Here is a 20,266-nt window from a genome sequence, read left to right on the forward strand (position 1 = left end):
CCCTATGACCCAGTTTGCCAAAGAAACCCTGCCCATCAGCCTTGAAGAGGAGATGCGCCGCAGCTATCTGGATTACGCCATGAGCGTGATCGTGGGCCGCGCCTTGCCCGATGCGCGCGATGGCTTGAAGCCTGTGCACCGGCGCGTGCTGTTCGCCATGCACGAGCTCAACAACGACTGGAACCGCCCGTATAAAAAGTCGGCGCGTATCGTCGGTGACGTGATCGGTAAATACCACCCGCACGGCGACATCGCGGTGTACGACACCATCGTGCGCATGGCGCAGGATTTTTCGCTGCGCCACATGCTGGTCGATGGCCAGGGCAACTTCGGCTCGGTCGATGGCGACAACGCCGCCGCCATGCGTTACACCGAAATCCGCCTGTCGAAAATCGCCCACGAGATGCTGGCCGACATCGACAAGGAGACGGTGGACTTCGGCCCCAACTACGACGGCAGCGAAAAGGAGCCGCTGGTGCTGCCCAGCCGCCTGCCCAACCTGCTGGTCAACGGCAGTGCCGGCATCGCCGTGGGCATGGCGACCAACATCCCGCCGCACAACCTCAATGAAGTGGTGGACGCCTGCCTGCACCTGCTGCGCCACCCGGATGCCTCCATCGACGAGCTGATGGAAATCATCCCCGCGCCGGACTTCCCCACGGCCGGCATCATCTACGGCATCACCGGCGTCAAGGACGGCTACCGCACGGGCCGGGGCCGCGTGGTGATGCGCGCCAAGGTGCATTTCGAGGACATCGACCGGGGCCAGCGCCAGGCCATCATCGTCGATGAGCTGCCCTACCAGGTCAACAAGAAGACGCTGCAGGAGCGCATGGCCGAGCTGGTGCACGAGAAGAAGCTCGAAGGCATCAGCCACATCCAGGACGAGTCGGACAAGTCCGGTATGCGCCTGGTGATCGAATTGAAGCGCGGCGAAGTGCCCGAGGTGGTGCTCAACAACCTGTACAAGCAGACGCAGCTGCAGGACACCTTCGGCATGAACATGGTGGCCCTGGTCGATGGCCAGCCCAAGCTGTGCAACCTCAAGGACCTGATCGAGGTCTTCATCGGCCACCGCCGCGAGGTCGTCACGCGCCGCACCGTGTTCGAGCTGCGCAAGGCGCGCGAGCGCGGCCATGTGCTCGAAGGCCTGGCCGTGGCGCTGGCCAATATCGACGAGTTCATCCGCATCATCCGCGAATCGCCCACGCCGCCCGTGGCCAAGGCCGAGCTGATGGCGCGTTCGTGGGACAGCGCACTGGTGCGCGAAATGCTGACCCGCACGCGCGCAGACGGCGCCGTGGTCAACGCCGACGACTACCGCCCCGAAGGGCTGGAGCGTGAATTCGGCATGGGCGCAAACGGCCTGTACCGCCTCTCGGACACGCAGGCGCAAGAGATTCTGCAAATGCGCCTGCAGCGCCTGACGGGCCTGGAGCAGGACAAGATCGTCGCCGAGTACAAAGACATCATGGCGCACATCGAGGACTTGCTCGACATCCTCGCCAAGCCCGAGCGCGTTGCCGTCATCATTGGCGACGAGCTGACTGCCGTAAAAACCGAATTCGGCCAGACCAAGCTGGGCGCGCGCCGCAGCGAGATCGAGCACAGCGCGCAAGACCTCTCCACCGAAGACCTGATCACCCCCACCGACATGGTGGTGACGCTCTCGCACACGGGCTACATCAAGAGCCAGCCCCTCTCGGAATACCGCGCGCAAAAGCGCGGCGGGCGCGGCAAGCAGGCCACCGCCACCAAGGAAGACGACTGGATCGACCAGCTCTTCATCGCCAACACGCACGACTGGATTCTGTGCTTCTCCAACCGGGGCCGCCTGTACTGGCTCAAGGTGTGGGAGGTGCCCGCCGGTTCGCGCGGCTCGCGCGGGCGGCCCATCGTCAACATGTTCCCGCTGGCGGAGGGCGAGAAGATCAACGTCGTGCTGCCGCTCACCGGCGAGATGCGCAGCTTCCCCGCCGACCGCTACGTGTTCATGGCCACCAGCATGGGCACGGTCAAGAAAACGGCGCTCGATGAATTCTCCAACCCGCGCAAGGCCGGCATCATCGCCGTCGGCCTCGACGAGGGCGACTTCCTCATCGGCGCGGCGCTGACCGACGGCGCGCACGACGTGATGCTGTTCAGCGACGGCGGCAAGGCCGTGCGCTTTGATGAAAACGACGTGCGCCCCATGGGCCGCAACGCGCGCGGCGTCAAGGGCATGACGCTCGAAGACGGCCAGAGCGTGATCGCCATGCTGGTGGCCGAGGACGAATCGCAAAGCGTGCTCACCGCCACCCAGAACGGCTACGGCAAGCGCACCAGCATCGTTGAATACACGCGCCATGGCCGGGGCACCAAGGGCATGATCGCCATCCAGCAATCCGAGCGCAACGGCAAGGTCGTCGCCGCCACCCTCGTGCGCGCCGATGACGAGATCATGCTGATCACCGACACCGGCGTGCTGGTACGCACCCGGGTGGCTGAAATCCGCGAACTCGGCCGCGCCACCCAGGGCGTGACGCTGATCGCACTCGACGCCGGCGCCCAGCTGATCGGCCTGCAGCGCATTGCCGAAAACGACGCCAACGAGGGCGGCGCCGACAGCAACCCCGCCGAGGACGACGCACCCCAAGCCTGACCCCGTCACCACCCGACCGCCCTGAGCGCTGCCCAGGGCGGCACAAGTACTATCAATTTAATAGCTGCTCGCGCTTACCCAGCAAGCGCTAGAGGCCAAAAAGACTCAAAAACCATGCGCCCCTACAACTTCTCCGCCGGCCCCGCCGCCATCCCCGAAGCCGTGTTGCAGCGCGCCGCCGCCGAGATGCTGGACTGGCACGGCAGCGGCATGGGCGTGATGGAGATGAGCCACCGGGGCAAGGAGTTCATCAGCATCTACGAGCAGGCCGAGGCCGACCTGCGCGAGCTGCTGGCCGTACCGCCCGCGTTCAAGATTTTGTTCATGCAAGGCGGCGGCCTGGCCGAGAACGCCATCGTGCCGCTGAACCTCTCGCGTGCGGGCGCGGTGGACTTTGTCATCACCGGCGCCTGGAGCCAGAAATCAGTGAAAGAGGCGCGCAAATACGCCGCCGAAGTGCACACCGCCGCCAGCGCCGAGGCTTCGGGCTTTACCAGCCTGCCCGATCCGGCGAGCTGGCAGCTCTCGCGCGGCGCGAGCTACGTGCACATCTGCAGCAACGAAACCATCCACGGCGTTGAATTCCACCAGCTGCCCGACCTGCGTGCCCTGGGCTCGGACGCGCCGCTGGTGATTGACTGCTCCTCGCACATCGCCTCGCGCCCCATCGACTGGAGCCGCGTGGGCCTGGCCTTTGCCGGCGCGCAGAAAAACCTGGGCCCCGCCGGCCTGACCCTCGTCATCGTGCGCGAAGATTTGCTCGGCCACGCCCTGCCAATTTGCCCCAGCGCCTTCAACTACCAAACCGTGGCCGAGAACCAGTCCATGTTCAACACCCCACCCACCTGGGGCATCTACATGGCCGGGCTGACGTTTGACTGGCTCAAACAGCAGCGCGAGGGCGACTTGACCGGCCTCGCCGCCATCGAGGCGCGCAACAGCGCCAAGGCGCAGCTGCTGTACGACTGCATCGACCCATCGAGTTTTTACGTCAACAAGGTGGCCGCCAACTGCCGCTCGCGCATGAACGTGCCCTTCTTCCTGGCCGACGAATCGCGCAACGACGCCTTCCTCGCTGGCGCCAAGGCGCGCGGCCTGCTGCAGCTCAAGGGCCACAAGTCCGTCGGCGGTATGCGCGCGAGCCTCTACAACGCCATGCCCATCGCCGGCGTGCAGGCGCTGGTGGACTACCTGCAAGAATTCGAACGCAGCCACGCCTGAAAAGCCAAGATACATACCCCATGACAGAGCCCCAAGCCTCCCCCGATCTGGCCAGCCTGCGCGTGCAGATCGACAACATCGACCAGCAGCTGCTCACGCTCTTGAACCAACGCGCCCTGGTGGCCGAGCGCGTGGGCGAGGTCAAGAAGCGCGAAGGCACGCCCTTCTTTCGCCCCGACCGCGTGGCGCAGGTGATAGAGAAAATCACCGCCGCCAACCCCGGCCCCCTGAAAAGCGCGCATGTGGCGGCCGTCTGGCGCGAGATCATGTCCGCCTGCCTGGCGCTCGAATCGCCCCAGCGCGTGGCCGTGCTCGGGCCCGAAGGCACGTTCTGCGAAGCCGCCGCCATTGAATACTTCGGCGGCGCCGCCGACCTGATGTACTGCAACAGCTTCGACGAGGTGTTCCACGCCACGGCGGCGGGCAGCGCCCAGTACGGCGTGGTGGGCGTGGAAAACTCCAACGAGGGCGTGGTCACGCGCTCGCTCGACATGTTTTTGCACACGCCCTGCCACGTGGTGGGCGAAGTGAGCCTGCTGGTGCGCCACAACCTGCTGCGCCAAAACAGCAGCGCCGAAGGCATTACCGCCGTGCTGGCGCACCCGCAGGCGCTGGCGCAGTGCCAGAGCTGGCTCTCCAAGCACCTGCCGCACGCCGAGCGCCGCCCGGTGTCGAGCAACGCCGAGGGTGCGCGCCTGGCCGCCACCAACCCGGCCTGGGCCGGCATTGCCAGCGAGCGCGCGGCGCAGCAATACGGCCTGCATGTGGTGGCCCACGCCATCCAGGACGAGGCCTACAACCGCACACGCTTTGCCGTCATCTGCCTGCCGCACACGCTGGCCACGGCCGCGCCCTCGGGGCATGACTGCACCAGCCTCATCATCTCCGTGCCCAACCGCCCCGGCGCCGTGCACGACCTGCTGGTGCCCCTGAAGGAAAACGGCGTCTCCATGACGCGCTTCGAGTCGCGCCCGGCGCGCACCGGGCAGTGGGAGTACTACTTCTACATCGACATCAGCGGCCACCCGGCCGAGCCGCACGTGGCCAAGGCCCTGGCCGAATTGCAGCGCCTGAGCGCCTTCTACAAAGTGCTGGGCACCTACCCCGTCGCCGCATAAGGAACCGCCATGTTTGAACAACTCGGACTCATAGGCTGCGGCCTGATGGGCGGCTCGTTCGCCCTGGCGCTGAAGAAAGCCGGACTGGTCAAACGCGTGGTCGGCTACAGCAAGTCGCCCTCCACCACCGACCGCGCGCGCCAGATGGGCGTGATCGACGTCGAAGCGCCCTCGGCCCTGCTGGCCGTCGCTGGCGCCGACATCGTGCTCGTCGCCGTGCCCGTGGCGGCCACCGAGGCCACGCTCAAATCCATCAAACACCTGGTCACGCCGCAAATGCTGGTCATGGACGTGGGCTCGACCAAGGCCGACGTGGTGCAGGCGGCGCAGCGCGCGCTGCGCGATCAAATCGGCTCCTTCGTGCCCGCGCACCCCATCACCGGGCGCGAAGTCTCGGGCGTGGAGCACGCCGAAGCCGGGCTGTACGAAGGCCGCCAGGTCATCCTCACGCCCACCGAGCGCACCCTCACGGCGCAGCTGCACCGCGCCGAAGAACTCTGGGCCGCCCTGGGCAGCCGCGTCACCAGCATGTCGCCCGAGACGCACGACGCCGTCTTTGCCGCCGTCAGCCACCTGCCGCACCTGCTGGCCTTTGCCATGGTGCACAGCGTCATCCAGCAAGAGCACAGCGACCAATTCCTCTCCCTCGCCGGCCCGGGCTTTCGGGACTTCACCCGCATCGCCGCCAGTGATCCCAAAATGTGGCGCGACGTGCTGCGCGCCAACCGCGACGAAATCCTGGCCCAATCGCGCCACTTCCAGCAATCGCTGCAAGCCCTGGAGCACGCCATGCAAGCCCGCAGCGACCAGCCGCTGGAAGACATCCTGACCCTGGCGAGCGAAACCCGCGCCCACTGGCGCATGGGCGCCCAACGCAAAGGCCAAGCCTGAAGCCATGTACCGCACCGCTTTTCTCGATCTGCCCCCCCTGCAAGGCGCCGCCGGCTGCGTGCAGCTGCCCGGCTCCAAGAGCATCTCCAACCGCGTGCTGCTGCTGGCCGCCCTGAGCCATGGCCGCACCACGGTGCGCGACCTGCTCGCCAGCGACGACACCCGCGTCATGCTCGACGCACTGCGCCACATCGGCTGCACCGTAGAAGAAGAAAGCACCAGCACGGTGCACATCACCGGCCTGGGCACGCGCACGCCGCAGTCGCCCGCCAAGCTCTTTTTGGGCAACGCCGGCACCGCCATGCGCCCGCTCACGGCAGCGCTGGCGCTGCTGGGCGGCGAATTTGAGCTCTCGGGCATCGCCCGTATGCACGAGCGCCCGATTGGCGACCTGGTCGATGCCCTGCGCCAGCTCGGCTGCCAGATCCATTATTTGGGCAACGAGGGCTTTCCGCCGCTGCGCATTGCGCATGGCGCGGGCCTGCCGGCACTGCGGCTCGATGCCCCCATCCAGGTGCGCGGCGACGTCTCCAGCCAGTTTCTCACCGCCCTGCTCATGGCGCTGCCGCTGGCGGCGCAGCAGCAGGACGTGGTCATCGAAGTGGTGGGCGAGCTCATCTCCAAGCCCTACATCGCCATCACCCTGGCACTGCTGGCGCGCTTTGGCATTGCCGTACAGCAAGACGGCTGGCAGCGCTTTACCATCCCCGCCGGCAGCCGCTACCAGTCGCCGGGCGAAATCCACGTCGAGGCGGATGCCTCATCTGCTAGCTATTTCATAGCGCTTGGCGCAATCTCGGCAAGCGTTACAGGCGAAAAAGGCATCAAAATCCAGGGCGTGGGGCTCGACTCCATCCAAGGCGACATCCGCTTCATCGACGCCGCCCGCGCCATGGGCGCGCACATCGAGGGCGGGCCCAACTGGCTGCACATCGAGCGCGGCAGCTGGCCCCTCAAAGCCATTGCGCTCGACTGCAACCACATCCCCGACGCCGCCATGACCCTGGCCGTCATGGCGCTCTACGCCCAGGGCACGACGCGCTTGACCAACATCGCCAGCTGGCGCGTGAAGGAAACCGACCGCATCGCCGCCATGGCCACCGAACTGCGCAAACTCGGCGCCGTGGTGGAAGAAGGCGCCGACTTCATCGCCATCACCGCCCCCGCGAGCGCCGCCGATTGGCGCGCCGCCAGCATCCACACCTACGACGACCACCGCGTCGCCATGTGCTTCTCGCTCGCGGCCTTCAACCCGGCGGGCCTGCCCGTCCGAATTGAAGACCCCCAGTGCGTGGCCAAGACCTTCCCTGATTACTTCGAGGCGCTGTTTGGCGTGGCGCAAACCACGCAGGTGCCGGTGCTGTGCATCGACGGCCCCACGGCCTCGGGCAAGGGCACGGTGGCGGCTGCCGTAGCGCAGCAGCTGGGCTACACCTTTCTCGACTCGGGCGCGCTCTACCGCCTGACGGCGCTGGCCACGCTGCAAGCGGGCATCGCCATCGACGCCGACAACGAGGCGCAAATTTCCGCCATCGCCCGCAGCCTGCCGGTGCGCTTTGCCGACGGCAAAGTCTGGCTGGCCGAGGCCGACGTGACCGATGCCATCCGCAGCGAGGAAATCGGCGTCAACGCCTCGTGCCTGTCGAGCCTGCCCGCAGTGCGCAGCGCCCTGGTGGCGCTGCAGCACAGCTTTGCGCGCCTGCCGGGCCTGGTGGCCGACGGGCGCGACATGGGCACCGTCATCTTCCCGCACGCGCCGCTCAAAGTTTTCATGACCGCCAGCGCCGCCTGCCGCGCCGAGCGCCGCTACCAGCAGTTGATTGCCAAGGGAATTGCGGCTAACATCGACACTCTTCGCGCCGACCTGCAGGCGCGCGACCTGCGCGACCAAACCCGCGCCGTCGCCCCGCTGCAGCCGGCCCCAGACGCCATCCCCCTGGACAACTCCACGCTCACGATCGACCAGACCGTGGCGCAGGTGCTGTCCTGGTGGCAGGCACGCCAGCCTTTTGCCGCCCCGGCAAAAGGCTGACAACCCGGCCCACACCGCCCCCACCGTGCTGCACGAGGCAACTCCAGGCACAACTGGTGGTGTGGTTCTTTCACTCCAACCCCGTGGCGCAAGCCACCACCCCTGCGCCCACAGCCTTTAGAAACGGTTGCAATCGTGCTGCCGTCAACCCTGTGGTGCGCACAAGGAAACACATGTCCGAATCTTTTGCCGCCCTGTTTGAAGAATCGCTGCAACGCACCGAAATGCGTCCTGGCGAGGTCATCACCGCCGAAGTCGTGCGCGTTGAGCACAACTTTGTCGTCGTGAACGCTGGCCTGAAGTCCGAAGCCTACGTGCCAATCGACGAATTCAAGAACGACCAGGGCGAGATCGAAGTCCAAGTGGGCGACTTCGTGTCCGTGGCCATCGGCTCCATCGAAAACGGCTACGGCGACACCATCCTCTCGCGCGACACCGCCAAGCGCCTGGCCTCCTGGCTGTCGCTGGAAAAGGCGCTGGAATCGGGCGAATTCGTCACCGGCACCACCTCTGGCAAGGTCAAGGGCGGCCTGACCGTGCTGGTCAACGGCATCCGCGCCTTCCTGCCCGGTTCGCTGATCGACACCCGTCCGATCAAAGACCTCTCGCCCTACGAGAACAAGACCCTGGAATTCAAGGTCATCAAGCTCGACCGCAAGCGCAACAACGTGGTGCTCTCGCGCCGCGCTGTCGTTGAGGCTTCCATGGGCGAAGAACGCGCCAAGCTGATGGAGACGCTCAAGGAAGGCGCCATCGTCAACGGCGTGGTCAAGAACATCACCGAATACGGCGCCTTCGTGGACCTGGGCGGCATCGACGGCCTGCTGCACATCACCGACATGGCATGGCGCCGCGTGCGTCACCCGAGCGAAGTGGTGACGGCTGGCCAGGAAATCACGGCCAAGATCCTCAAGTTCGACACCGAGAAGAACCGTGTCAGCCTGGGCCTCAAGCAAATGGGCGACGACCCCTGGATGGGCGTGGCCCGCCGCTACCCGGCCAACACCCGCCTGTTCGGCAAGATCACGAACATTGCCGACTACGGCGCGTTCGTCGAACTCGAGCCCGGCATCGAAGGCCTGGTGCACGTCTCCGAAATGGACTGGACCAACAAGAACATCGCCCCCAACAAGCTCGTGTCGCTGGGTGACGAAGTCGAAGTCATGGTTCTCGAAATCGACGAAGACAAGCGCCGCATCAGCCTGGGCATGAAGCAGTGCCGTGCCAACCCCTGGCAAGAGTTCGCGCAGAACACCAAGCGCGGCGACCGCGTCAAGGGCCCGATCAAGTCGATCACCGACTTCGGCGTGTTCGTCGGCCTGGCTGCCGGCATCGACGGCCTGGTGCACCTGTCTGACCTGTCGTGGAACGAAACCGGCGAAGCCGCCGTGCGCAACTACAAGAAGGGCCAGGAAGTCGAAGCCATCGTGCTGGCCGTGGACGTGGAGCGCGAGCGCATCTCCCTGGGCATCAAGCAGCTCGACGGCGACCCGTTCACCACCTTCGTGACCGTGAACGACAAGGGCCAGATCGTGACCGGCAAGGTCAAGACCGTGGACCAGCGCGGCGCTGAAATCGACCTGGGCGAAGACATCGTCGGCTACCTGCGCGCCTCCGAAATTTCGCGCGACCGCGTGGAAGACGCCCGCAGCGTGCTCAAGGAAGGCGACGAAGTCACCGCCGTGGTGGTGAACGTGGACCGCAAGACGCGCAACATCCAGCTGTCCATCAAGGCCAAGGACCAGGCAGACCAGCAAGAAGCCATGGCTTCGCTGTCGGCCCAGTCGGCCAAGGAAAACGCCGGCACCACCAGCCTGGGCGCCCTGCTGCGCGCCAAGCTGGACAACTCCGACAAGTAAGCCACGCTGCAGGCGCCGGCCCCTGGGCCTGGCGTCTGTGCGCTACTGCACCAGCCCTCCATGACCCGATCCGACCTCGTCGAAGAACTGGCCGCCCGTTTTGGCCAGCTCACACAGCGCGACGCCGAACTGGCCGTCAAGACCATTCTCGACGCCGTCGGCGACGCCCTGGTGCGTGGCCACCGGATCGAAGTGCGGGGCTTTGGCAGCTTTTCGGTCACGCACCGCCCGCCGCGCCTGGGGCGCAATCCCCGCAGCGGCGAAGCGGTGCACATCCCGCCCAAGCGGGTGCCCCACTTCAAGCCTGGCAAGGCCCTGCGCGAAGCGGTGGCGCAATTGCCGCCTGAAACAGGCGCATAGAATCGCCCCACCACCGGGGAGACCTATGAAATACCTCCTGTGGCTGCTCAAGGCAGCCATTTTTTTTACCCTGTTTGCGTTCGCGCTCAATAACCAGCAAGACGCCAGCGTGCACTTTTTCTTTGGCACGCAATGGCGCGCGCCCATGGTGCTGATCGTGCTCTCTGCCTTTGGCCTGGGCATCGTGATGGGCGTGCTGGGCATGGTGCCGCGCTGGTGGCGCCACCGCAGCGCCGCACGCCGTGCGCAGGCTGCAGCGGCCAGCGCCCAGACAGCCCCTGCCACCGAACCCGCCCCCCTGCCCGCCAGCGCCGAACTGCCACCCCATGGAATTTGACCTCAGCTGGATTTTGCTCGGCCTGCCCCTGGCCTTTGGCCTGGGCTGGTGGGCCTCACGCTTTGACCTGCGCCAGCTGCGCCGCGACAACAGCCAGGCACCCCGGGCCTATTTCAAAGGCCTGAACTACCTGCTCAACGAGCAGCAGGATCAGGCCATCGACGCCTTCATCGAGGCCGTACAAAACGACCCCGACACCTCCGAGCTGCACTTTGCCCTGGGCAACCTGTTTCGCCGCCGGGGCGAGTACCACCGCGCCGTGCGCGTGCACGAGCACCTGCTCTCGCGCGCCGACCTCTCGCGCGCCGACCGCGAGCGCGCCCAGCACGCGCTGGCACTCGATTTCCTCAAGGCCGGCCTGCTCGACCGCGCCGAAGACGCACTCAAGCCCCTCGAAGGCACGCCCTTCGAGCAAGAAGCGCGCTTGGCGCGCCTGGCCATTTACGAGCGCACCCGCGACTGGCCCCAGGCCACCGCCATCGCCGCCAAACTGCAGGCGGCGCAGCAAGGCGATTTCAGCACCCGCCAGGCGCATTACCTGTGCGAGCAAGCACTTGCCGCCTCGGCCCAGGGCGACGAGGCCAGCGCACGGCGCCTGCTGCAGCAAGCGCAGGCCGTGGCACCGCAGGCCCCGCGCCCCTTCATTGAGCGCGCACGCCAGCAGCAGCGCTGCGGCGAAGCCAGCGCCGCCTGCGACACCCTGGAGCAGCTGGCGCAACAAGCCCCCGCCGCCCTGCCCCTGGCGGCGCCGCTGCTGCTCGAAGCCGCCGCCGCCTGCGGGCGCAGCGCCCAGGCCCAGGCCCTGCTGGAGCAGCACTACCAGGCCACGCCGGGCCTGGACCTGCTCATGGCCCTGGTACAGCTCGACGACAACAGTGGCGAAAGCACCCGCCCCGGACGCGCGCGCTACGCCCAGCACCTGGCGCACGAGCCATCGCTGGTGGCGGCCACGCAATGGCTGGCCGCTGAGCCGCTGCAGCACGAAGAACACCACGGCGACGTGCAACGCGCCCTGGAGCTGGCCACCAAGCCCCTGCTGCGCTACCGCTGCGCGGCCTGCGGGTTTGAAGCCCGCCAGCATTTCTGGCAATGCCCCGGCTGCCAAAGCTGGGACAGCTACCCCGCGCGGCGCGTGGAAGAATTGTGATTTTTGACACCACCTAAAGGAGCTTTGCCATGACCTCTGCCCTGTCTCTGCTGCGCTCGACCCTGCTCGCCGCCCTGGTCTGGCTCTGCCTGGCCCCAGCCTGGGCAGGCGTCGAAGTCAATAAAGCCAAAGAAGCCGAGCTCGACGGTGTGCGCGGCCTGGGCCCGATGCTGACGGCGCGCATCCTCAAGGCGCGCGAAAAAGGGCCGTTTCGCAGCTGGGAGGAGTTCATCACCCGCGTCCCGGGCATTGGCCCGACCCGCGCCGCCCAGCTCTCGGGCCAGGGCTTGACGGTCGATGGCCAAAGCTACTCGCTACACATCCCCGCCGCGCCCCAGGCGGGCAACATCCCGCAAGCGCCCAAGGCCCCGCCAGCACCGGACATGCCGGCCAAACCCAAGCTTTGAACAAAATCGGCAGCCAAGGCGCAACCTGAGTGCGCCAGTAGCTCATATTTTTATAGCAAAGCAGCCCAGGAGAATGGCCACATCATGGCCGTAGAATGCAGCGCAATGCCGCTGGTTCACATCCTCCTCCTGCCCTTTCTTGGCAGCCTGCTCGCTGCCATCCTCCCCGCCAACGCCCGCAACACCGAATCCACCCTGGCCGGCCTGATCGCCCTGTGGTGCACGGTGCAGATGGCGCTGCTGTTTCCTGAAATCTCCCAGGGCGGCGTGCTGCGCCACGAAATTGCCTGGCTGCCGCAGTTTGGCCTGCAGCTGGTGCTGCGCCTCGATGGCTTTGCCTGGATGTTTGCCATGCTGGTGCTGGGCATTGGCACGCTGGTGGTGCTCTACGCGCGCTACTACCTCTCGCCAGCCGATCCGGCGCCGCGCTTTTTTGCTTTTTTGCTCGCCTTCATGGGCGCCATGCTGGGCGTGGTGCTCTCGGGCAACCTGATTCAGCTGGCGTTTTTCTGGGAGCTGACCAGCCTGTTCTCCTTTTTGCTCATCGGCTACTGGCACCACCGCCAGGACGCACGCCGGGGCGCGCGCATGGCGCTCACCGTGACCGGCGCAGGTGGCCTGGCGCTGCTGGCGGGGCTACTGGTGCTCGGGCACATCGTCGGCAGCTACGACCTTGACCATGTGCTCGCCGCCGCCAGCCAGGTGCAGGCGCACCCGCTGTACCTGACGGCGCTGGTGCTGATCCTGCTCGGAGCGCTGACCAAAAGCGCGCAATTTCCCTTTCATTTCTGGCTGCCGCGCGCCATGGCCGCGCCCACGCCGGTGTCGAGCTATCTGCATTCGGCCACCATGGTCAAGGCCGGGGTCTTCCTGCTGGCGCGCCTGTGGCCAGTGCTCAGCGGCACCGAGCCCTGGTTCTGGCTCGTCGGCGGCGCCGGCCTCATCACCTTGCTGCTCGGCGGCTTTGCCGCCATGTTCCAGAACGACCTCAAAGGGCTGCTCGCGTACTCGACGATCTCCCACCTGGGGTTGATCACGCTGCTGCTGGGCCTGGGCAGCCCGCTGGCGGCGGTGGCGGCAGTGTTCCACACCATGAACCACGCCACCTTCAAAGCTTCGCTGTTCATGGCGGCGGGCATTGTGGACCACGAAAGCGGCACGCGCGACCTGCGCCGTCTCTCGGGCCTGCGCCACGCCATGCCCATCACCGCCACCTTGGCCATGGTGGCCAGCGCTGCCATGGCCGGCGTGCCGCTGCTCAACGGTTTTTTGTCCAAGGAAATGTTCTTTGCCGAAACCGTGTTCATCGACGCCACGCCGCTGGTGCGCTGGGGCCTGCCCGTGGCCGCCACGCTGGCGGGCATGTTCAGTGTGGCCTACTCGCTGCGCCTGACGCTGGAGGTGTTCTGCGGCCCACCGGCCCAAGACCTGCCGCACGCCCCGCACGAGCCCCCGCGCTGGATGCGCGTGCCCGTCGAGCTGCTGGTGCTCACCTGCCTGCTGGTGGGCACGCTGCCGGGCCAGGTGATTGCGCCCTTTCTCAACGCAGCGGCGGCCCCGGTGGTGGGTGGCGCACTGCCGGCGTTCAGCCTGGCGCTGTGGCATGGCTGGAATGCCCCGGTGGTGATGAGCCTGCTGGCGCTGCTGGGCGGCACGCTGCTGTACCGCGCCCTGCGCCCGGCGCAGCGCAGCGGCCGCATCACGCGCACGCCGCTGTTGGCGCGCTGGGATGGGGAGCAGATTTTTCAGGCCCTGCTGGCGCACCTGTCGCGCGCAGCACGCCAGGGCCGGCGCCTGCTGGGCACGCGCCGCCTGCAGTGGCAAATGCTGTGGCTGGTGCTCGCCGCGCTGGTGGCGGGCGCAGCGCCGCTGCTGCTGCACGGCCTGCGCCTGGGCCAGCGTGCCAGCCTGCCGCTGTCCAGCGCCTTCGTGCTGCTGTGGTTGCTCGGGGGCCTGTGCGCCATCGCCGCCGCCTGGCAGGCCAAGTTCCACCGCCTGGCGGCGCTGACGCTGCTCGGCGGCGCCGGGCTGGCGACCTGCATCACGTTTTTGTGGTTTTCCGCCCCCGACCTGGCGCTCACGCAAATTGCCGTCGAACTGGTGACCACGGTGCTGATCCTGCTGGGCCTGCGCTGGCTGCCGCAGCGCAACGAGGCCCTGCACCTGCGCGCACGCGGCACGCGCCGGCGGCGCCTGCGCGACCTGCTGCTGGCGCTCGCTGCTGGCGCCGGCATGGCCTGGCTGGCCTTTGCCATGATGAGCCGCGACTTTCCCGAGAGCACCTCCACGTTCTTCCTCGAACGCGCGCTCAGCGAGGGCGGGGGCACGAACGTGGTCAACGTCATGCTGGTCGATTTCCGGGGCTTTGACACTTTTGGCGAAATCGTCGTCCTGGCCATCGTCGCCCTGACCGTCTATGCCTTGCTGCGGCGCTTTCGCCCGGCGCGCGAGAGCATGGATCTGCCGCCGCAGCAGCGCGCCGTGCCGGCCGACCTGCAGACCGATCTGCTCAACCCGCGCCACGCGCAAGACACCGCCGTGGGCTATCTGATGGTGCCCGCCGTGCTGGTGCGCCTGCTGCTGCCGCTGGCAACGCTGGTGGCGGCCTATATTTTTCTGCGCGGGCACAACGAGCCCGGCGGCGGCTTCGTCGCTGGGCTGGTGCTGTCGGTGGGGCTGATCTTGCAGTACATCATCTCGGGCACGGAATGGGTCGAGGCCCATATGCCGCTCTCACCCCGGCGCTGGATCGCCGCCGGCCTGCTGTGCGCCCTGGCCACGGGCGTGGGCGCCTTTGCCTGGGGCTACCCTTTCCTGACCACACACACTGCGCACCTGCACCTGCCCTGGCTGGGCGAGGTGCACGTGGCGAGCGCGCTGTTCTTCGACATCGGTGTCTTCGCCCTGGTGGTGGGCGCCACACTGCTCATCTTGACGGCGCTGGCGCACCAGTCGATCCGGGGCCACCGCTGGCACGCACGCTTGCTCGAAGAAGCCGATTTCACCCCTGAAATACAAGCAAAAACAGGCTCTAGCGCTTATAGAACAAGCGCGAGCAGCTATAAATTAAATAGCAAAATACAAGGCGGACTGTAATGGAGATCGTGCTCGCCCTGGCCATTGGCGTGTTCACTGGCGCTGGCGTCTGGCTGCTGCTGCGCCCGCGCACCTTTCAGATCATCATGGGGCTGTCGCTGCTGTCGTACGCCGTCAACCTGTTCATCTTCAGCATGGGGCGGCTGGGCCTGCAAATGGGCAAGCCGCCGGTGCTGCAAGCGGGCCTGGCACAAGACCTGCAGCATTACGCTGATCCGCTGCCACAGGCGCTGGCGCTCACCGCCATCGTCATCGGCTTTGCCATGACGGCCCTGTTCCTGGTGGTGCTGCTGGCGGCGCGCGGCATGTCGGGCACCGACCATGTGGACGGCAGCCACGCGCGTGAACACCGGGAGATGCCATGAGCAGCACCGACTGGCTGCCCCTGGTTGGGCCTTGGGTCGAGCGCCTCATGCCGCACCTGCTGCTCGCCCCCATCTTGCTGCCGCTGGCCAGCGCAGCGCTCATGCTGCTGCTGGGCGAGGAGCGCCAGCGCGGCAAACTCGTGCTCAACATCGGCTCCACCCTGGCGGGCCTGTGCGTGGCGCTGGCGCTGCTGCTCTACAGCGACCGGCCCGGCCCCAGCGCCACCCTGGGCGTGTACCTGCCGGGCAACTGGCCGGCGCCGTTTGGCATCGTGCTGGCGCTCGATAGGCTCAGTGCGCTGATGCTGGTGCTGTCCTCCTTCATCGCCCTGGCCTCCATCGTCTTTGCGGCCGCGCGCTGGCACCGCGCCGGCGTGCATTACCACCCGCTGTTCCAGTTCCAGCTGATGGGCCTGGCCGGCGCCTTTCTCACCTCCGACCTGTTCAACCTGTTCGTCTTTTTTGAAATCCTGCTGGCCGCCTCCTACGGCCTGCTGCTGCACGGCTCGGGGCGGGCCCGGGTGCAGGCCGGGCTGCACTACATCGCCATCAACCTGGCCGCGTCCACGCTGTTTTTGATTGGCGCGTCCATGCTCTACGGCCTCACGGGCACGCTCAACATGGCCGATCTGGCGCGCAGCATCGCCCATGTCACCCCCGGCGACCGGGGCCTGCTGCACGCCGGCGCCGGCATTTTGGCCACGGCCTTTCTCATCAAGGCAGCCGTCTGGCCGCTGAACTTCTGGCTGGTGCCGGCCTACGGCAGCGCCACGGCGCCGGTGGGCGCGCTCTTTGCGCTCATGACCAAGGTCGGCATCTACACCCTGCTGCGCCTGTGGACGCTGCTGTTTGGCAGCGAAGCCGGCCCCAGCGCCCTGTGGGGCGGGCCTTGGCTGGTGGGCTGCGGCATGGTCACCATGGTATTTGGCGCCATCGGCATGATGGGCTCGCAGCGCAGCACGCACCTGGCGGGCTACGCCGCCGTGCTCTCCTCGGGCACGCTGCTTGCCACCATGGGTCTGGGCCAAACCGAGCTCACCGCCGCCTTGCTGTACTACCTGCCCAGCTCCACCCTGGCGGTGGCAGCGCTGTTTTTGCTCGCCGACCTGGTCGAGCGCTGGCGCAACGACGGCACACGCCCGGATGCGGACGACGAGGACGCACCCTTTCTCACCCCCGAGCTGCTGCCCGCCCAAGGTGTAAACCTCGACGATGAGGAAGAAGCGCTGATCGGGCGCGTGATTCCGGCCGCAGCCGCCTTCCTCGGCCTGGCCTTTCTGGCCTGCACCTTGGTGATTGCGGGGCTGCCGCCGCTGTCGGGCTTTGTCGGCAAATTTGCCATGCTCACCGCCTTGCTCAACCCGCTGGGCCTGGGCGCCTCGGGCGGGCTGCGCCCCGGGCCCATTGGCTGGAGCTTGCTGGCGCTGATGGTGGGCACCGGGCTGCTGGCGCTGCTGGCGCTCACGCGCACCGGCATCCGCCACTTCTGGGCCGCGCAAGATCGCCAGGCGCCACAGCTGCGCGTGCTCGAAGGGCTGCCCATCGCCGCCTTGCTTGCCGCCTGTCTGTGGCTCACGGTGCAGGCGCCGCTGGTGCTGCAGTTCACCCAGGCCAGCGCCAACGCCCTGCACGCGCCGCACACCTACATCCGCGCCGTCATGCAGGCCCAGCCCATCCCTGGCGCGCCGGAGGCACCATGAAAAAACTCCTGCCCTCGCCCCTGCTCTCGGGCGTGCTGTTCGTGCTCTGGCTGCTGCTCAACCGCTCGGCCAGCAGCGGCCATTTGCTGCTGGCGCTGCTCTTGGCGCTGCTGATCCCGCAAATCACCGGCGCGCTGCGGCCGCTGCCGGTGCGCATACGCCGCCCGGGCCGCATCCTGCAGCTGGGCCTGCGCGTCATGGCCGACAGCGTGCTCTCCAATTGGCAGGTGCTGCGCATCATCTTGCGCCCCGGGCTGCAGCGCCACCCCAGCGCCTTTGTGCACATTCCGCTGCAGCTGCGCGACCCCAACGCTCTCGCGGTGCTGGCCACCATCGTCTGCATCACCCCCGGCACGGCCTGGGCAGAGCTGGCCCTGGACCGCTCCATGCTGCTGCTGCATGTGCTGGAAGTGAAAGACCCGCAGGCCATCGTCGCGCATGTAAAAACCCATTATGAAAAGCCGCTGATGGAGATTTTTGAATGAGCATCCTCTCCTGGGCTCTGCCCCTGGCCATGGTGCTGCTGGCCATCGCCATGCTGCTGACCCTGGTGCGCCTGCTGCGCGGCCCCAATGCGCAGGATCGGGTGCTGGCGCTCGATTGCATGTACCTCAACGGCATGTTGCTGATGCTGGTGCTGGGCATGTATTACGCCACCGGGCATTACTTTGAAGCGGCGCTGCTGGTGGCGCTGTTTGGCTTTGTGGGCTCCACCGCCATGGCCAAATTTTTGCTGCGCGGCGAGATCATCGAATGAGCGCCCCCGCCCTGCCCCTGTGGGCCGAAATCACCATCGCCACCCTGGTGCTGCTGGGCGCGGGCATTGCCCTGCTCGGCTCGCTGGGTCTGCTGCGCCTGAAAACCTATTTCGAGCGCGTCCACGCCCCGGCCATCATCGCCACGCTGGGCCTGTGGTGCGTGATGCACGCGAGCATCGTGTACTTCTCGCTGCTCGGCCATCAAATGGCCCTGCACCCGCTGCTACTGGCCCTGTTCGTCGCCATCACCGTGCCCGTCACCACCATTTTTTTAATGCGCGCCGCGCTCTTTCGTGCCCGCCGCGCTGGCCAGGCAGACGTGCCCGCCAACCTCAGCCACCGCCCGCCCTCAAAATAAGCACCCATGGCGTTTGACTACCTCGATTTCGACTACAGCGAAGACGCCGATGGCGCTGCCGGCTGGGACGCCATGGCCTGCGTCAGCGCCGCACACCTGCCCGCCCTGTGCCAGGAAGTGGCGCAACTGCTGGCCTGGGCCGAGGCGCATTTTCCGGGCTGCCAAGGCGCCATCGAAGAAGGATTCGACTGGGACTTTGACCTGCAGGCACAAACCGAGGCCGGCGCCCCCCTGCACTGCACTTACGACCGTGCCGCTCAGCAGCTGCAGCTGGCGCCTGCGCCCGCAAACGAACGGGTACAGCTGAGCCTGGCGCTGTGCACCAGCCCCGCCTTTGGCCGGGCGCTGCACGATTTTCTCTACACCTAAAACACCCCCGCCATGCTGCCCGTGATCTCGATTTGCCTGGGCGCCTGCCTGGGCGCGCTCGCCCGCTGGGGCCTGGGCCTGTGGCTGTCGCAACCGGGCAGCCTGCTGCCCTGGGGCACGCTGGCGGCCAATTTGCTCGGCGGCTATCTGGTAGGGGTGTGCGTGGCCGTGTTCCAGGCCTTGCCGCAGCTCGATCCGGCCTGGCGCCTGCTGCTGGTGACGGGTTTTTTGGGGGCGCTGACGACGTTTTCGAGCTTTTCTGCCGAAGTCATGGGCCTTTTGCTGCAGCAGCGCCTGGGCCTGGCGCTGCTGGTGGCGGGCGCGCACCTGGGCGGCTCGCTGCTGCTGACCTGGCTGGGCCTGCTCAGCGCCAGCGCCTTGCTGCGCTGACGGCCTTTAGCGGCCGCTGCGCGCCTCGACCCAGTGGCGCACGCGCTCGGCGTCGCCCAAGCGGCTGAATTTGCCTGCCGAATCCAGGAACACCATGATGAGCTTGCGCCCAGCCACCTCGGCCTGCATCACCAGACAGCGCCCAGCTTCAGAGATATAGCCCGTTTTTTGCAAGCCAATATCCCAAGCCGGGCTCTTGACCAGGCGGTTGGTGTTGTTGAACTGCAAGGTACGGCGGCCCACCTCCACCTCGTAGCCCGGCGACGTGGACAGCTCGCGCAGCAGCGGCACGCCATGCGCCACGCCCACCAGGGTGGCCAGGTCGCGGGCGCTCGATTGGTTCTGGCTCGACAGCCCGGTGGGCTCCACGTAGCGCGTGTCCTTCATCCCCAGCTGCTGCGCCTTGGCGTTCATTTTGGCAACAAAAACCGCCAAGCCACCGGGATAGGTGCGGCCCAGGGCGTGGGCAGCGCGGTTTTCGCTCGACATCAGCGCCAGGTGCAGCAGCTCGCCGCGCGTGAGCGTGGTGCCAACCGACAGGCGCGAGCGGCTGCCTTTTTCGGTGTCCACGTCGTCCTGAGTGATGCTCAGGTGCTCATCGAGCGGCAGGTGCGCCTCGGCCACCAGCAGGCCGGTCATGAGCTTGGTGATGGAGGCGATCGGCAGCACGGCCTTGTCGTTCTTGCTCAGCAGCACTTCGTGCGTGTCCTGATCCACCACCAGGGCGACGCTGGACTTGAGATCGAGCGGATCGTCGGTCTTGTGCAGGCCGGCGAGCTGGCCAAAAGATTGGCGCTCCGCCACCACCACGGGGGCAGCCACAGCCGCAGCACGCAAGGAATTGCGGGCACCACGCGCCGGCAATTGAACGCGCACGCGCTGGGTCTTGCCCTGGCGGGCCACCTTGCGTGCCGGCTCCACCTTGCGAGCCATGCTGCGCTTTTTCACGCTGCTGCTCACCTGCTGTTTTTTGGCCGGTTTTTTCACAGCCGCCTGGGCCATGGGGGCAGCCAAGGCCAGGCTCAACAAAGCCAGGCCACACCATTGGGAAAAACGTCCGAGAACGGCAAGGCGGGTCTTTTGCATCCGAATACCCCAGGCAGAAACAATCTGCGGCAGTGTAGCCAATTAAAAAGTCACGCAATATCAAGTAATTGCGTGACTTTTCAAGAAAGTGGGTGAGATTATAAAACGCCCACCCGACTGCGTTTGAAACG

The 20,266-nt window shown here is 66.7% G+C and carries 19 protein-coding genes; 18 read left to right on the forward strand and 1 reads right to left on the reverse strand.

Annotated features, from left to right (window positions below):
- Positions 1-4 precede the first annotated feature (4 nt).
- From gyrA to crcB, 18 genes are all read left to right on the forward strand, one after another.
- Positions 5-2,641: a DNA gyrase subunit A gene (gene gyrA, locus G7045_RS08140; RefSeq protein WP_166159170.1), complete on the forward strand. Its 2,637-nt coding sequence runs from the start codon at positions 5-7 to the stop codon at positions 2,639-2,641.
- Between the two features lie 114 nt (positions 2,642-2,755).
- Entirely contained in the window at positions 2,756-3,862 is a 1,107-nt protein-coding gene (gene serC / locus G7045_RS08145) for a 3-phosphoserine/phosphohydroxythreonine transaminase (RefSeq protein ID WP_166159171.1), read from the forward strand.
- Between the two features lie 20 nt (positions 3,863-3,882).
- Complete coding sequence (pheA, locus tag G7045_RS08150; protein WP_166159172.1) at positions 3,883-4,980, forward strand: prephenate dehydratase; 1,098 nt, start codon at positions 3,883-3,885, stop codon at positions 4,978-4,980.
- A gap of 9 nt (positions 4,981-4,989) precedes the next feature.
- Positions 4,990-5,871: a prephenate dehydrogenase/arogenate dehydrogenase family protein gene (locus tag G7045_RS08155; RefSeq protein ID WP_166159173.1), complete on the forward strand. Its 882-nt coding sequence runs from the start codon at positions 4,990-4,992 to the stop codon at positions 5,869-5,871.
- Between the two features lie 4 nt (positions 5,872-5,875).
- Positions 5,876-7,903: a bifunctional 3-phosphoshikimate 1-carboxyvinyltransferase/cytidylate kinase gene (locus tag G7045_RS08160; protein WP_166159174.1), complete on the forward strand. Its 2,028-nt coding sequence runs from the start codon at positions 5,876-5,878 to the stop codon at positions 7,901-7,903.
- Positions 7,904-7,959: 56 nt separating this feature from the next.
- Positions 7,960-9,762: a 30S ribosomal protein S1 gene (rpsA, locus tag G7045_RS08165; protein ID WP_370521590.1), complete on the forward strand. Its 1,803-nt coding sequence runs from the start codon at positions 7,960-7,962 to the stop codon at positions 9,760-9,762.
- A 60-nt stretch (positions 9,763-9,822) separates the two neighbouring features.
- The gene (locus tag G7045_RS08170; protein ID WP_166159176.1) at positions 9,823-10,122 is read left to right on the forward strand and encodes an integration host factor subunit beta; all 300 of its coding nucleotides are present in this window, start codon (positions 9,823-9,825) and stop codon (positions 10,120-10,122) included.
- Positions 10,123-10,147: 25 nt separating this feature from the next.
- On the forward strand, positions 10,148-10,459 hold the full coding sequence (locus tag G7045_RS08175) for a lipopolysaccharide assembly LapA domain-containing protein (protein ID WP_166159177.1): 312 nt from the start codon (positions 10,148-10,150) through the stop codon (positions 10,457-10,459).
- Positions 10,449-11,606 (forward strand): lipopolysaccharide assembly protein LapB, encoded by a 1,158-nt coding sequence (gene lapB / locus G7045_RS08180; RefSeq protein ID WP_166159178.1) that lies wholly within the window; start codon positions 10,449-10,451, stop codon positions 11,604-11,606. The genes G7045_RS08175 and lapB overlap by 11 nt, the downstream gene beginning before the upstream one ends.
- A 29-nt stretch (positions 11,607-11,635) precedes the next feature.
- On the forward strand, positions 11,636-12,013 hold the full coding sequence (locus G7045_RS08185; RefSeq protein ID WP_166159179.1) for a helix-hairpin-helix domain-containing protein: 378 nt from the start codon (positions 11,636-11,638) through the stop codon (positions 12,011-12,013).
- A gap of 105 nt (positions 12,014-12,118) precedes the next feature.
- The gene (locus G7045_RS08190) at positions 12,119-15,109 is read left to right on the forward strand and encodes a monovalent cation/H+ antiporter subunit A (protein WP_166160400.1); all 2,991 of its coding nucleotides are present in this window, start codon (positions 12,119-12,121) and stop codon (positions 15,107-15,109) included.
- A complete protein-coding gene (locus tag G7045_RS08195; RefSeq protein ID WP_166159180.1) occupies positions 15,109-15,474 on the forward strand; it encodes a Na+/H+ antiporter subunit C in 366 nt (121 codons plus the stop codon). The genes G7045_RS08190 and G7045_RS08195 overlap by 1 nt, the downstream gene beginning before the upstream one ends.
- Complete coding sequence (locus tag G7045_RS08200; RefSeq protein ID WP_240919182.1) at positions 15,471-17,174, forward strand: monovalent cation/H+ antiporter subunit D; 1,704 nt, start codon at positions 15,471-15,473, stop codon at positions 17,172-17,174. The genes G7045_RS08195 and G7045_RS08200 overlap by 4 nt, the downstream gene beginning before the upstream one ends.
- Positions 17,171-17,659, forward strand: coding sequence for a Na+/H+ antiporter subunit E (locus G7045_RS08205; RefSeq protein WP_166159181.1), 489 nt, complete (start codon positions 17,171-17,173; stop codon positions 17,657-17,659). The genes G7045_RS08200 and G7045_RS08205 overlap by 4 nt, the downstream gene beginning before the upstream one ends.
- Complete coding sequence (locus G7045_RS08210) at positions 17,656-17,931, forward strand: K+/H+ antiporter subunit F (protein WP_166159182.1); 276 nt, start codon at positions 17,656-17,658, stop codon at positions 17,929-17,931. The genes G7045_RS08205 and G7045_RS08210 overlap by 4 nt, the downstream gene beginning before the upstream one ends.
- Positions 17,928-18,290 carry a monovalent cation/H(+) antiporter subunit G gene (gene mnhG / locus G7045_RS08215; RefSeq protein WP_166159183.1) on the forward strand — a complete coding sequence of 121 codons (363 nt, stop codon included), beginning with the start codon at positions 17,928-17,930 and terminating at the stop codon, positions 18,288-18,290. Before G7045_RS08210 ends, mnhG begins: the two co-directional genes overlap by 4 nt.
- Before the next feature lie 6 nt (positions 18,291-18,296).
- Complete coding sequence (locus tag G7045_RS08220; RefSeq protein WP_166159184.1) at positions 18,297-18,659, forward strand: hypothetical protein; 363 nt, start codon at positions 18,297-18,299, stop codon at positions 18,657-18,659.
- A gap of 12 nt (positions 18,660-18,671) precedes the next feature.
- A complete protein-coding gene (crcB, locus tag G7045_RS08225) occupies positions 18,672-19,049 on the forward strand; it encodes a fluoride efflux transporter CrcB (protein WP_166159185.1) in 378 nt (125 codons plus the stop codon).
- Positions 19,050-19,055: 6 nt separating this feature from the next.
- On the opposite strand, the gene pbpG is transcribed toward crcB, so the two are convergent.
- Positions 19,056-20,135 (reverse strand): D-alanyl-D-alanine endopeptidase, encoded by a 1,080-nt coding sequence (gene pbpG, locus G7045_RS08230; RefSeq protein ID WP_166159186.1) that lies wholly within the window; start codon positions 20,133-20,135, stop codon positions 19,056-19,058.
- Positions 20,136-20,266 lie beyond the last annotated feature (131 nt).

This window comes from Acidovorax sp. HDW3, from assembly GCF_011303755.1.
GTDB lineage: Bacteria > Pseudomonadota > Gammaproteobacteria > Burkholderiales > Burkholderiaceae_C > Paenacidovorax.